Source organism: Polynucleobacter sp. AP-Elch-400A-B2 (assembly GCF_018688355.1).
In the GTDB taxonomy this organism is placed as follows: domain Bacteria; phylum Pseudomonadota; class Gammaproteobacteria; order Burkholderiales; family Burkholderiaceae; genus Polynucleobacter.
The window spans coordinates 89,918-103,402 of the sequence record NZ_CP061317.1 but is presented as its reverse complement, the minus strand read 5'-3'; the positions used below and the strand labels follow the sequence as shown (position 1 = coordinate 103,402).

Annotated in this window: 17 protein-coding genes and 1 pseudogene; 1 reads left to right on the top strand and 17 read right to left on the bottom strand. The window is 46.6% G+C overall.

The genetic code is table 11. The annotated features are described in order from the left end of the window. Positions 1-4 precede the first annotated feature (4 nt). The 5 genes from FD977_RS00600 to hisB form a co-directional block, all read right to left on the bottom strand. Positions 5-262: a type II toxin-antitoxin system Phd/YefM family antitoxin gene (locus FD977_RS00600; RefSeq protein ID WP_215305667.1), complete on the bottom strand. Its 258-nt coding sequence runs from the start codon at positions 260-262 to the stop codon at positions 5-7. Positions 263-342: 80 nt separating this feature from the next. Further along, on the bottom strand, positions 343-1,101 hold the full coding sequence (hisF, locus tag FD977_RS00595) for an imidazole glycerol phosphate synthase subunit HisF (protein WP_215305666.1): 759 nt from the start codon (positions 1,099-1,101) through the stop codon (positions 343-345). 11 nt (positions 1,102-1,112) lie between these two features. Further along, the gene (hisA, locus tag FD977_RS00590; protein WP_215305665.1) at positions 1,113-1,874 is read right to left on the bottom strand and encodes a 1-(5-phosphoribosyl)-5-[(5-phosphoribosylamino)methylideneamino]imidazole-4-carboxamide isomerase; all 762 of its coding nucleotides are present in this window, start codon (positions 1,872-1,874) and stop codon (positions 1,113-1,115) included. 20 nt (positions 1,875-1,894) lie between these two features. Beyond that, positions 1,895-2,557, bottom strand: a complete 663-nt coding sequence (hisH, locus tag FD977_RS00585; RefSeq protein ID WP_215305664.1) for an imidazole glycerol phosphate synthase subunit HisH — start codon at positions 2,555-2,557, stop codon at positions 1,895-1,897. A gap of 62 nt (positions 2,558-2,619) precedes the next feature. Continuing rightward, a complete protein-coding gene (hisB, locus tag FD977_RS00580; protein WP_173959420.1) occupies positions 2,620-3,207 on the bottom strand; it encodes an imidazoleglycerol-phosphate dehydratase HisB in 588 nt (195 codons plus the stop codon). Between the two features lie 126 nt (positions 3,208-3,333). Between hisB and hisC the strand changes: the two genes are divergently transcribed. Then, entirely contained in the window at positions 3,334-4,401 is a 1,068-nt protein-coding gene (gene hisC / locus FD977_RS00575) for a histidinol-phosphate transaminase (RefSeq protein ID WP_215305663.1), read from the top strand. A gap of 9 nt (positions 4,402-4,410) precedes the next feature. On the opposite strand, the gene hisD is transcribed toward hisC, so the two are convergent. The 12 genes and pseudogenes from hisD to FD977_RS00515 all read right to left on the bottom strand — a co-directional run bounded on the left by hisD (position 4,411) and on the right by FD977_RS00515 (position 13,476). Continuing rightward, positions 4,411-5,733, bottom strand: a complete 1,323-nt coding sequence (hisD, locus tag FD977_RS00570; RefSeq protein ID WP_215305662.1) for a histidinol dehydrogenase — start codon at positions 5,731-5,733, stop codon at positions 4,411-4,413. A 12-nt stretch (positions 5,734-5,745) separates the two neighbouring features. Further along, complete coding sequence (gene hisG, locus FD977_RS00565) at positions 5,746-6,372, bottom strand: ATP phosphoribosyltransferase (protein WP_088526716.1); 627 nt, start codon at positions 6,370-6,372, stop codon at positions 5,746-5,748. 20 nt (positions 6,373-6,392) lie between these two features. Beyond that, positions 6,393-7,667: a UDP-N-acetylglucosamine 1-carboxyvinyltransferase gene (murA, locus tag FD977_RS00560; protein ID WP_215305661.1), complete on the bottom strand. Its 1,275-nt coding sequence runs from the start codon at positions 7,665-7,667 to the stop codon at positions 6,393-6,395. Between the two features lie 33 nt (positions 7,668-7,700). After that, positions 7,701-7,949: a BolA family protein gene (locus FD977_RS00555; protein WP_215305660.1), complete on the bottom strand. Its 249-nt coding sequence runs from the start codon at positions 7,947-7,949 to the stop codon at positions 7,701-7,703. A gap of 65 nt (positions 7,950-8,014) precedes the next feature. Next, positions 8,015-8,803, bottom strand: coding sequence for an ABC transporter permease (locus FD977_RS00550; RefSeq protein ID WP_215305659.1), 789 nt, complete (start codon positions 8,801-8,803; stop codon positions 8,015-8,017). A 65-nt stretch (positions 8,804-8,868) separates the two neighbouring features. After that, positions 8,869-9,552 (bottom strand): annotated as a pseudogene (locus FD977_RS00545) (ABC transporter ATP-binding protein); the annotation flags it as partial. Position 9,553: 1 nt separating this feature from the next. Further along, positions 9,554-9,814: a lipid asymmetry maintenance protein MlaB gene (locus tag FD977_RS00540; protein ID WP_215305657.1), complete on the bottom strand. Its 261-nt coding sequence runs from the start codon at positions 9,812-9,814 to the stop codon at positions 9,554-9,556. A 30-nt stretch (positions 9,815-9,844) separates the two neighbouring features. Then, positions 9,845-10,492 (bottom strand): phospholipid-binding protein MlaC, encoded by a 648-nt coding sequence (locus tag FD977_RS00535; RefSeq protein ID WP_215305656.1) that lies wholly within the window; start codon positions 10,490-10,492, stop codon positions 9,845-9,847. A gap of 73 nt (positions 10,493-10,565) precedes the next feature. Further along, a complete protein-coding gene (locus FD977_RS00530) occupies positions 10,566-11,312 on the bottom strand; it encodes a VacJ family lipoprotein (protein ID WP_215305655.1) in 747 nt (248 codons plus the stop codon). Then, on the bottom strand, positions 11,312-11,794 hold the full coding sequence (gene mlaD / locus FD977_RS00525) for an outer membrane lipid asymmetry maintenance protein MlaD (protein WP_215305654.1): 483 nt from the start codon (positions 11,792-11,794) through the stop codon (positions 11,312-11,314). The genes FD977_RS00530 and mlaD overlap by 1 nt, the downstream gene beginning before the upstream one ends. 21 nt (positions 11,795-11,815) lie before the next feature. After that, positions 11,816-12,592 carry a lipid asymmetry maintenance ABC transporter permease subunit MlaE gene (mlaE, locus tag FD977_RS00520; RefSeq protein WP_215306986.1) on the bottom strand — a complete coding sequence of 259 codons (777 nt, stop codon included), beginning with the start codon at positions 12,590-12,592 and terminating at the stop codon, positions 11,816-11,818. A gap of 17 nt (positions 12,593-12,609) precedes the next feature. After that, on the bottom strand, positions 12,610-13,476 hold the full coding sequence (locus FD977_RS00515; protein WP_251369500.1) for an ABC transporter ATP-binding protein: 867 nt from the start codon (positions 13,474-13,476) through the stop codon (positions 12,610-12,612). Between the last annotated feature and the right edge of the window lie 9 nt (positions 13,477-13,485).

The following is a 13,485-nucleotide window of genomic DNA, read 5'->3' as shown; positions in this document are numbered from 1 at the left end:
AAATTTAGATGTCTCTACCGGCATTAATGAGGAACTTGATGTCAATCTCAGCCTGAACTGATACACCCTTCATTAAAAACAGCATTTTTTGTGCGGCAACTGTGGGTAAATCCATGTCATTAGATAACATTGGCATTAAATCTGCAACCGGCTTGCCGTGTTGCGTGATCCGAACTACCCGATCGGCACCCACCTTTCTGAATAGTTCCTCGAGATGAGATTTTGTTTCGAAAGCATCAACGATGATAGGGATTAGTTTCATATTCTTCATTTGAATTAGAGAAGCCTATTAAAAGAAATTTTTATGATTCTTCGGGCTCGCCTTAAAGGTCATCAAGCAAGTTAAATGCGGACAGGAATTCCTTGGCTCGCCATATATTCTTTTGCCTGGCCAACAGTGTATTCACCGTAGTGAAAAATACTTGCTGCGAGAACGGCATCAGCATGGCCTTTAGTAATGCCATCGACTAAGTGCTGTAAATTTCCTACACCACCAGAAGCAATTACCGGAACACTTACAGAATCACTTACTGCTGCAGTGAGCTCGAGATCAAAACCATCTTTACTGCCGTCACGGTTCATGCTGGTGAGCAGTATTTCTCCAGCACCACGTTTAGCAACTTCAGAAGCCCATGCAACTACATCCATTCCTGTAGCGGTTCTACCGCCATGGGTAAACACCTCCCAATTACCTGCTTCAGTTTTTTTAGCGTCAATAGCAACCACGATGCACTGCGATCCGTAGTAAGCCGCAGCATCCGAAACTAAATCTGGATTCGCTACTGCAGAAGAATTCATGCTGACCTTATCAGCACCCGCATTGAGCAAGCGTCGTACATCTGCTACTGCACGTACACCACCACCAACAGTCAAGGGAATGAATACTTGGGAGGCAACATCTTCAATAATGTGCAAGATGAGATCGCGCCCATCAGAAGTTGCAGTAATGTCCAAGAATGTTAGCTCATCAGCACCTTGGGTGTTATAGCGCTTAGCAATCTCTACAGGATCACCCGCATCGCGCAGACCCACAAAGTTCACACCCTTCACAACACGCCCTGCCGTGACATCAAGACAGGGAATGATTCTCTTAGTTAGCACTGATCAGCACTCTAGAGAATTTTCTTAGCGAACTTGAGCGTTAACTCATCAGCATATTTTTGCGCCGCAGTTAAGTCCAAATCACCAGCGTAAATTGAGCGCCCAGCAATGACGCCCATAATGCCTTCGGCTTCAGCTTCACACAAGGCTTCCAGATCTTGGTTATTAGATAAACCACCGCTAGCAATCACCGGAATCCGAATCGCTTGCGCTAATTTAATAGTTGCATCCATATTGATGCCCTTCATCATGCCATCACGACCAATGTCGGTATAGATGATGGCTTCAACGCCGTAATCTTCAAATTTCTTAGCAAGGTCGATCACTTCATGGCCCGTAATCTTGCTCCAGCCATCGGTTGCCACTTTGCCATCACGCGCATCTAGCCCCACCATGATCTGGCCAGGGAAAGCAGTACATGCATCTTGCACAAAGCCGGGACTCTTCACGGCCGCAGTGCCAATGATCACCGTACTAATACCATCATCTAATAAACGTTCAATAGTTTCTAGATCACGAATACCGCCACCCAACTGAACTGGAATCTCATCGCCCACTGCTTTCAAAATAGATTTGATGGCAGATTCATTTTTGAGTTTTCCGGCAAATGCGCCATTTAAATCCACGAGGTGTAAACGACGCGCACCCTTGCTAATCCAATGCGCTGCCATCGCCCCTGGGTCTTCAGAAAACACAGTGGCTTTATCCATATCACCCTGTTCGAGTCGAACACAGTGGCCATCTTTTAAGTCAATCGCGGGAATCAGCAGCATAGCGGTAAGTTAGAAAAGTATTAAGGTTGCCAAGAAACAAAATTTTTGTAGAGCTTTAATCCGTATTCTGCACTTTTTTCTGGATGAAATTGCGTTGCAAAAATATTATCCCTTGCAACGGCAGAAGTAAACCAATCACCATATTCAGTTGAGCCTGCAATATCTTCTTTGCGCTGCGGCACAACATAGTAACTATGCACAAAATAGAAGCTCGTCAAATCTGGGATGCCATTCCACAGTGGATGCTGGCGATCCTGACGAACCTGATTCCAGCCCATATGGGGAACCTTGTAAGCAGAACCATCTGGCTGTAATTTTCCAGTCAACTCAAAACGTCGCACTTCGCCCGGAATCAATCCCAAGCAAGGAGTCCAGGCTGAACTGGGATTCGCCCGTACTTCAGCGCTTTGATCAAAGAGCATCTGCTCTCCTACACAAACACCTAATAAAGGCTTATTTTTTGCGGCATCAAGCAACGTCTCCAATAAACCCGACTCTTCTAGGTGCCTCATGCAATCAGGCATAGCGCCCTGCCCTGGAAGCACTACCCGCTCTGCGGAGATAATTTCTTCGGGGGTATGCGCGATCACAACATTGGCATCTGGTGCCACATGATGAAAGGCCTGATAGACGGAACGCAGGTTGCCCATTCCGTAATCAACGATCGCAATGGTTTGCGCCACTTATTAGCCTATGTTCTGTGGTTTTTTGACAGTCTGCTACTCAATGCTAGAAATTTTCTAGATTAGAGGCTGCCCTTAGTCGAAGGAACAACACCAGAGGCACGTGGATCCAACTCTAAAGCCATGCGCAAGGCACGACCAAAGGCCTTGAAAACAGTCTCAATCTGGTGATGGGCATTAATGCCACGTAAGTTATCGATGTGCAGAGTCACTCCGGCATGGTTTACAAAACCACGGAAGAACTCGATGCTGAGATCCACGTCAAAGTCACCCACGCGTGCGCGGGTAAATGGCACATTGAACTCCAGCCCTGGACGACCAGAAAAGTCGATCACTACGCGAGAAAGGGTTTCATCCAAAGGAACGTAGGAATGGCCGTAACGGGTAATACCTGCTTTATCGCCAACCGCCTTGGCAAAGGCTTGGCCCAAGGTAATACCTACATCTTCAACGGTATGGTGATCATCAATATGGGTATCTCCATTTGCCACTACTTTCAGGTCGATCATGCCGTGACGGGCAATTTGATCCAACATGTGGTCTAGGAAGGGTACGCCAGAGGCTAGCTCAGCTTTACCTGTGCCATCTAAATTGATGGCAATTTGAATTTTGGTTTCCGAAGTGTTTCGGGTAACGTCGGCTTGCCGCATGCTTCAGTGCGCCGCGAGGCGAAGTGTTGATTGAAGCCTCATAATATCATTCCTAATACAGATATAAATGCTGATTTTGATTGCTAGCGTTTATTCACTTTTGCTGATTTTTAACTAGAGTCCCTCATGAGCCGCTTTTGGAGCCCCGTTGTTCAGACCCTGACCCCCTATACCCCTGGGGAGCAACCGCAAATGGAGCGGCTGGTAAAACTCAATACGAATGAGAGTCCTTATGGCCCATCGCCTAAGGCTCTAGCCGCTATAAATGAGCAAAATACCGATGATTTAAGGCTTTACCCAGACCCTGAAGGAGTGGCACTAAAAAAGGCCATCTCCGATCTGCATGGCTTAGACCCAAAACAGGTGTTTTTAGGCAATGGCTCGGATGAGGTTCTAGCCCACGTATTTTTAGGTCTCCTTAAACAAGCTAAGCCAATCCAGTTTCCGGACATCACCTATAGCTTTTACCCAGTCTATTGCAAATTATTTGGGATTGACTATCAAACGGTGCCCCTGGGCTCTGATTTTGAGATTCAAACTCAGGACCTCAAAACTCCTAATGGCGGAATTATTTTCCCTAATCCGAATGCCCCAACTGGGCGAGCTATTCCTAGATCTGAGATTGAGGCCCTTCTGCGTAGAAACACAGATTCAGTAGTGGTGATCGATGAGGCCTATGTAGATTACGGCACTGAGTCTTGCATTCCACTTCTACGCGGAAGTGCTTGCCCAGAAAACCTTTTAGTCGTTCACACGCTATCTAAGTCTCGCGCCCTAGCAGGATTGCGTGTTGGATTTGCACTGGGACATCCGGCCCTTATCGAAGGTCTTGAGCGTGTAAAAAATAGTTTTAACTCCTACCCACTGGGCCGCTTGGCTCAAGCGGGAGCAATTGCTGCAATAGAAGATCAAGCCCATTTGGAATCGACGAGTAAAAAAGTAATTCAAACGCGCGAACGTTTAGTTTCTGAATTAGCTTCACTGGGCTTCGATACCCTGCCATCAACAGCCAACTTTATTTTTACCCGCCATCCGAATCATGCTGGCGCAAAGCTGTATCAATCCTTACGCGATCGTGGAATTATTGTGCGTCACTTCAAGTCGCCAAGGATTGAAGAATTTCTGCGCATCACTATCGGTACCGATGATCAAACAAATGAGTTGATTGCTGCTTTGAAAGAAATTCTGGGCTAGCGCTTAAATCTATTTCTTGAGACGCATTTCAGCAGCGCGGGCATGAGCTGTTAAGCCTTCGCCATGCGCGAGAGTACTAGCTACAGCACCTAAGGTTTGAGCTCCTGCTTCACTTACTTCAATCATGCTCGAGCGCTTAATGAAGTCATACACACCCAATGGTGAAGAGAAGCGTGCAGTACGTGCTGTTGGTAAAACGTGATTGGGGCCTGCGCAATAATCACCCAAAGATTCGCTGGTGTAATTGCCCATAAAGATAGCGCCAGCATGTCGAATTAACTCAGCCCACTTGCGTGGCTCAGCAGCGCAAATCTCTAAATGCTCAGCGGCAATGGCATTGGCAATCTCACAAGCCTCACCCATATCTTTCACCTGAATCAATAAAGCGCGATTGGTAAGCGATATCTCAATCACGTTCTTTCTGGGCATCTCTGGCAATAACTTATTAATACTTGCTTGCACTTGCTCAATAAATTGGTCATCTGGACAAAGCAAAATAGATTGCGCTAACTCATCGTGTTCGGCTTGAGAAAATAAATCCATTGCAATCCAATCGGGGTTACTAGAGCCATCGCAGAGCACTAAAATTTCTGATGGGCCGGCAATCATGTCGATGCCAACAGTGCCAAATACCCTGCGCTTAGCGGCTGCTACATACGCATTGCCAGGACCAACAATTTTGTCGACCGCAGGAATGGTCTGTGTGCCATAAGCTAAGGCGCCAACTGCTTGTGCGCCACCAATCGTAAAGACGCGATCAACCTTGGATAAATAAGCAGCAGCCAAGACTAAAGGGTTGCGAGCACCATCTGGAGTAGGTACCACCATGATGACTTCTTTGACACCAGCAACTTTTGCGGGAATCGCGTTCATTAGAACTGAAGATGGATAGGCAGCTTTACCACCAGGCACATAAATTCCGACGCGATCTAAGGCGGTGACTTTTTGACCTAAGCGCGTGCCGTCCGCCTCTTCATACTCCCAAGAGTGACAACCCACTTCAATCTTTTGCTTCTCGTGATACGCGCGCACTCTTTGCGCAGCAATATCCAGAGCATTTTTTTGCTCAGCTAATAAACCTTGATAAGCCTTCTTTAACTCATCTTTAGAAACCTCTAACTCGGTAACACTAGCAACATTTAAGCGATCGAACTGTTTGGTAAAAGAGAGTACGGCGGCATCACCCTCATTTTTGACTTGCGCCAGAATTTTTATTACTGCAGCATCAATAGCCTCATCATCCGCCATCGGCAAAGAAAGGCTGGATAGTAGAGTTTCTTTGAACCCAGCATCTTTGCTATTAAGGCGTTTTACTTTGATTTCTGCTGACATGGGATTGATTCTTTACTTCAGCAACTCAAAGAATGGCTGGAGCTGAGTACGCTTACGTTTATAAGACGCTTGATTAACTACTAAGCGTGCACTGATATCGGCGATGGGCTCAACCTCAACTAAGCCGTTAGCGCGCAAGGTATTACCGGTGGATACCAAATCCACAATCGCATCTGCCAGACCAACCAATGGAGCTAGCTCCATCGAGCCATAGAGGTGAATCGTATCGATGTGAACACCTTTGTTCGCAAAGTGCTCGCGTGCGCAGTTCACATACTTTGTTGCGACTTTCAGACGGGAGCCTTGCTTTACCGCAGCGGCGTAATCAAAGCCTTCTTTGACGGCAACTGACATACGACATTTAGCGATATTTAGATCAAAAGGAACATATAGGCCATCGGTGCCGTTTTCCATTAAGACATCAAGACCAGCAACTCCAAAATCGGCTCCGCCAAACTGAACGTAGGTCGGCACATCTGAAGCGCGCACAATAATCAGGCGGACATCAGGATTGGAGGTCTCAATAATGAGTTTGCGTGACTTTTCTGGATCCTCAAGCGGACGAATACCGATCTTAGATAAGATCTCAGCGGTTTCTTCGAAGATGCGCCCCTTCGAGAGGGCTAAAGTTAACTTCATGGACTAATTATCCATCAGGCTTACTTGATCCGCTGAATGTTGGCACCTAAGAGGGTCAACTTTTGCTCCATGCGGTCATATCCACGATCTAGGTGATAAATCCGGTCAACCTGAGTTTCGCCTTGGGCAGCCAACCCAGCAATCACTAGACTGGCGGAAGCACGCAAATCGGTAGCCATCACGATAGCCCCAGAAAGCTTCTCAACACCCTGGGCAATTGCCGTATTACCCTCAATTGCAATATCTGCACCGAGGCGGTTCATCTCTTGAACGTGCATGAAGCGGTTTTCAAAGATGGTCTCAGTAATAGTGGCGTTACCCTCTGCAATCGCATTGACTGCCATGAGTTGGGCCTGCATATCGGTCGGGAAGGCTGGATATTCAGAGGTACGGAAGCTGACTGCCTTAGGGCGACCCGTCATCGAGGCCTTGATCCAGTCAGGACCGACTTCCATTTCTAAACCAGCTTCTTTGAGTTTGACGATCACCGCATCTAATGTGTCTGGACGGCAGCGCTTCACCAGCACCTCACCACCAGCAGCAGCCACTGCGCACAAGAATGTGCCCGCCTCAATCCGGTCAGCAATCACCGCATGTTCGGCACTGTGGAGCTTTTCAACACCTTCGATGACTAAGCGATCACTACCGATACCGGTAATCTTCGCGCCCATTTTGACGAGCAACTCCGCCAAGTCCCCTACTTCAGGCTCGCGTGCTGCATTCTCCAATATTGTTGTGCCTGAGGCCAAAGTAGCGGCCATCAATAAATTCTCTGTACCGGTTACGGTGATCATGTCGGTCAAGATGGAAGCGCCTTGTAGACGACCCGTAGCAGATTTAGTTTCCGCCTGAATATAACCACTCTTAATCTTGATAGTGGCGCCCATAGCTTTCAAGCCCTTGATGTGCTGATCCACTGGACGTGCGCCAATAGCGCAACCGCCTGGCAAAGAAACCTTAGCACTATGCATTCTGGCAAGCAATGGGCCCAGAACCAAAATCGAGGCACGCATCGTTTTGACCATCTCATAAGTTGCTTCAGAGCTCTTAATATTGGCCGCAGTGAGTACTACGCAATTGCGATCATTCGCATCCGGGAAAGTTACGGTTACTCCAATTTCTTGCAAGAGCTTGAGCATGGTCCGTACATCCTGCAAGTCCGGAACATTACGTAAAGTAATGGGTTGATCCGTTAGCAAGCACGCACACAAAATTGGTAACGCAGCATTCTTGGCACCAGCAATCAGCACCTCACCCTTCAATGGGGTGCCGCCAACCATTCGTAATTTATCCATGAATCTATTCCAGTAAAAAGCTAATGTCGTATTTTAAGTTGGGGTGTTTTGTGCGAACTCTTCAGGAGTAAATGCTTTAATTGATAAAGCATGCACCTCCGCCTTCATACGGTCACCCATAGCGCCATAGACCAATTGATGACGCTGAATCAAGCGCTTGCCTTCAAAGTCTGGACTCACAATCGTGGCAAAAAAATGCTGGCCATCACCCTCAACCTTAACGTGGGTGCATGAGAGGCCTTGCTGAATATAGCCTTCAATTTGTTCTGGGGTTGGGAACATCACAATCTCCTGATTTCTAATTTCTGAATTTCTTAAATATTAATTTTGAAGCAGGCTTTACGCACTTAGCTTCTCAGCTTGTAACCTTTTTGCAGTAAACGCAAAGCAATTGCTGATACTGCGATAAAGAAGCAGGTAACAATTGCCAAACTATTCCACGGGGATATGTCTGACACTCCAAAGAAGCCGTAACGGAAACCGTCGATCATGTAGAAGAATGGATTGAAGTGCGACACCACTTGCCACGCTGCTGGCAAAGAATGAATCGAATAAAACACGCCTGACAGCATCGTCGCTGGCATGATGATGAAATTCTGAAAAGCTGCTAATTGATCGTACTTATCAGCCCAGATACCCGCAATTAAACCCATGCTTCCTAAAATTGCGGCTCCCAACAAAGCGAATACCATGATCCATAGGGGATATTCAAAAGATGGCATGGCAAACCAAGCGGTAATCAGCAATACGCCGGCGCCAACAACAATTCCACGAAACACAGCAGCCAAGACATAGGCAGCATAAAACTCCAAATGACTAAAGGGAGCTAGCAAAACAAAGACAAGGTTACCAGTCACCTTTGACTGAATGAGTGATGAAGAAGTGTTTGCAAAAGCGTTCTGCAATACGCTCATCATGACTAAACCTGGAATCAGGAAGGCCGTGTAATTCAAGCGACCGTATACCTCTTTACCTTCGAGCACATGTCCGAAGATCATTAAATACAGAACAGCAGTAAGGACTGGCGCGGCAACTGTCTGGAACGCCACCTTATAAAAACGTTTGATTTCTTTTCGGAGCAAGGTTGGGAAACCGCTGCCATAGGAAATTGGCAGTTTATTTAAAATAGGCTTCATCGAGCACCTCCCGACATGATGTTGACAAACACATCTTCGAGATCTGTTTTGCCCTCACCGTCTTTTTTAACTGAGCCGTATTGACTCAATAAATTCGAGGTTGTATCCAAAGCAACAATCTTGCCTTGCTTGAGCATGGCAATGCGCTGACACAATGCCTCAGCCTCTTCAAGGTAATGGGTAGTTAAAACAATGGTGTGACCATCTTGATTTAGACGACTAATAAATTGCCAAAGGGATTGGCGCAACTCCACGTCAACTCCAGCAGTAGGCTCATCCAAGATAATGACTGGCGGCCTATGAACTAAGGCCTGCGCCACCAATACTCGGCGCTTCATGCCGCCAGATAAGGAGCGCATATTGCTATCCGCTTTACCAGTGAGATCTAAGTTGGCCATGATCTCATCAATCCACGCATCGTTATTGCGGATACCAAAATAACCAGACTGAAATTGCAGCGTTTCTCTAACAGTAAAGAATGGGTCGAATACCAACTCCTGCGGCACGACACCCAGCATCCGGCGAGCATCACGGAATTGACTTTGAACATCCGCCCCCATGATTGCAGCGTGACCGCCATCTGCAGTAACTAAACCCGCCAATATCGATATGAGTGTTGTCTTGCCTGCACCATTGGGGCCCAACAGGCCAAAGAACTCACCTGGTTCGATGGATAAAGAAACATCATCTAGCGCCTGTAGTGCGCCATAATTTTTGGATACGTTTTTAATTGATATTGCGGCGTGCATACTATGACAAACCTAGCAACTGGGCAACACCATATACGCCGGCTAATACGATTAATTTTTCAGGTGCATTTTGCACAACAATCTGCTGACCATCGGCTTGCAATTTCTTCTGCCATGCTAATAAGACTGTTAGCACGGTAGAGTCAAAATCCTTAAGATTGCTGCAGTCAATATTTCTTAATGTTGCAAGATTTAAGAGGCCATCTTTCTCTAACTGCAATACATTGTCTTGTGTTACTGAAGCTGGCAATAAAAATGGCATCTTGTTATTTATCTTCGCTTGATCTGATCTTTAGTTTGCCGGCTTGGCAGCAGCAAGCTGTTTATTGCGATCCTGCAAGAACTTCACCAGCCCCTCAACACCATTCTGACTGATTTGATTGGCAAACTGATTGCGATAAGCCTCAACCAGCCAAACACCCATGATGTTCATGTCGTAAACCCTCCAGCCATTGGCTGTTTTTTCAAGGCGGTAGTCAAGCGGCACTGGATCTCCGCGACCGATGACTACAGTCTTCACAACCACCTCCTTGTCGTCTGGAGCTGCACGCAAAGGCTTAAATTGAATTGTTTGATCACGCAGTTGGCTTAGGGCACCGGAGTATGTGCGAATCAGTAAATTCTTAAACTCAGAAACTAATTGAGCCTGTTGTTCTGGAGTCGCTTTTTTCCAGTTTGGACCCATCGCCATTTCAGTAGTTCGGCGCATGTCGGTGTAAGGAACAATTTTCTTTTCTACTAAATCTACGATGCGTGGAATATTCCCTTTTTGAATTTCTGGATCAGACTTAACGGAAGCCATCACATCAGAAACCACGGTCTTAATCAGACCATCTGGCGTGGACTGATCAACCGCTTGAGCAAAAACACCGCCTGCAAACAAAAACAAGCCTGATAGCAATGCTGCGCAATATTTTTGAATAGTTTGATGGCTTTTCATGTGTCCTCGATTATGGCTGGTCATTAGAACTCATTTTAGCCCCTTAAGGAAACTAAACTAGGCTTGAGCGCCTTTATTCATAGGGATTCTGATAAGGGGGCATTAATGTCTCCTCGTCCTCACGCCCTTCATTGATCTGATACTCACGTCGCTGAATATAGGCATCTCGCATGAAACTGTACTTGTCGATTGCAGCCCCATCTAATAAGTCACCTGCTTCATAGTAGGTATTACGTGCGTTAACCACCCGCAAGCCAGTAATACTGTTTCGCAGACCAATATCTTTGACAAAGCTAAATAGGTAGTCAGACTCCAAATCCGCCGCCGTACCAAAAGTATCGCGCACGCTACTCGGACCAAAGAACGGCAAAACGACATAAGGGCCCGAAGGAATACCCCAAACACCGAAGGTTTGACCCCAATCTTCCTTATGCTTTGGCAGCCCCCCTGGAGTTGCCATATCAATTAAGCCACCTAAACCAAAGGTGGTGTTGACTACCACCCTCATCAGATCACTAAATGCATAGTCTGGCTTACCCTGCAAAAGATTCTGCAATGCAGTGTAGATATCGCTGTAATTACTAAAAAAGTTATAAATACCGTCACGCACAAACTCTGGCAAGACAAAACGATAGCCAGCCACTACTGGCTTGAGCAAATAGGCATCTAAGCCTTCATTGAATTCAAAAACAGAACGATTAAACGGCTCCCAAGGATCCTGCGGAGAAGGTGCTACTCCGGCAGGGATGGAGGCACAACCCACCATGGCCCCAACTAAGCCCAGTAACACTATGCGCTTGAGCTTTACTAGTAAGAACATTATTTTGCTGCGCCCTTATCTTGGCCACTATCGGCAGCCTTGTTATACAAGAACTGGCTAATGAGATTCTCTAGCACTACTGCGGACTGAGTCTGAGTGATCTTATCTCCAGCAGCCAACATATCATCGGAGCCGCCGGCCTCAAGACCGATGTATTGCTCACCCAATAAACCTGAAGTCAAAATCTTTGCAGACGAATCTTTAGGAAACTTATATGCATCCTCAATGGTCATGGTGACAGTTGCTTGGTATGTTTTGTCATCAAAAGAGATATTCGCAATACGTCCAACGACTACACCCGCACTTTTGACTGGCGCACGTGGCTTCAGTCCGCCGATATTGTCAAAGCGCGCAGAAATTTTATAGGTGGGTGCAAATGAAACAGCATTCATATTGCCAACCTTTAATGCAAGAAACAATGCAGCCAGCAAACCAATGGCTACAAAGATTCCGACCCAAATATCAATTACACTTTTTCTCATAAGAGTCCCAGTTTATTCTTTCTAATTCGAGAACATCATCGCGGTGAGCAAAAAATCTAATGCTAAAACCGATAATGAAGAGATCACTACAGTTCTAGTAGTTGCCTGCGATACCCCCTCAGGCGTAGGCTTTGCCTCATAACCCTGATACAGAGCAATAAAAGTCACTGCTACACCAAATACCAGGCTTTTAATTAAGCCATTGCCAATATCAGAGAAAAGATCCACTCCGCCTTGCATCTGCGACCAAAAGGCTCCGGAGTCCACCCCAATTAAGGGAACCCCAACAAAGTAGCCACCCATCACGCCGACAGCAGTAAAGATCGTCGCCAAAATCGGCATCGCAATAATCCCAGCCCATAGTCGTGGGGCGATCACGCGGCTTAATGGATCTACCGCCATCATTTCCATAGCACTGAGCTGTTCACCGGCCTTCATTAAGCCGATCTCAGCGGTAAGTGATGTACCAGCACGGCCAGCGAATAAGAGCGCAGTTATCACTGGACCCAGCTCCCGGGTAAGTGATAACGCAACCAATAAACCGAGAGCCTGTTCGGAGCCATAACGGTTTAGTGTGTAGTAACCCTGCAAACCCAAAACAAAACCAACAAACAAACCAGATACCGCAATAATTACAAACGAGTAATTACCCAAAAATAAAATTTGGTCGGAAACTAAACGAGGTCTCTTTAATAAAAAACCAGAGCGCCAAATCACTGCGGCAAACATGCGTGCAGCAAGCCCAAGACTGGTTAAGTTTCGACGCATGAAAAATCCAAGATCACCGAAGAGATCCATAGTTTTACGCAGCATACTCATTTAAGGCTCACCCCAAAATCTTCTTCAAGACTTTGTCCTGGATAGTGAAACGGTACCGGGCCATCTGGCGAAGCATCTAAGAACTGACGCACAAAAGGATCTGTTGAGCGACTTAACTCTTCCGGCGTTCCCTCAGCACCAATGCGGCCATTGGCAATGAAATACACGTAATCAGCAATTTCAAAAGTTTCTTCTACATCATGTGTAACCAATAAACTGGTTGCACCCAGAGCTTGATTCAAATCCCGAATCAAGCGTGCAGTAATCCCCAATGAAATCGGATCCAAGCCAGCAAAGGGCTCGTCATACATGATCAAGGGCGGATCAAGCGCAATCGCTCTTGCTAAAGCAACACGGCGTGCCATACCACCAGAAATTTGCGCCGGCATCAAATCGCGTGCACCACGCAGACCAACTGCATTGAGTTTCATGAGTACTAAAGAACGTAATAACTCTTCACTTAAATTAGTGTGCTCACGCAAAGGAAAGGCGACGTTTTCAAAAACACTAAGGTCTGTAAAGAGTGCGCCGAACTGAAAAAGCATGCCCATGCGACGACGAGCGGCCATTAATTCAGCGCCATTCATTTTGCCAATGTCATGGCCTTCGAATACAACTTGACCAGACTGCGCGGTGAACTGACCGCCAATGAGTCTCAAAATAGTAGTCTTGCCACAACCAGAGCCGCCCATGACGGCAACTACTTGGCCGCGACGGAACTCCATATTGAGTCCCGATAAAATTTGCCGCTCTCCAGGGGCATAAGAAAAGTTGACGTCCTTAATAGAAACGACAACTTCGCCATGGCCACCGCTAGAGGTTTTTTGCTTCACATCCACCGAGTTGGCGTGGCCACTGTTCATATCCTCGAT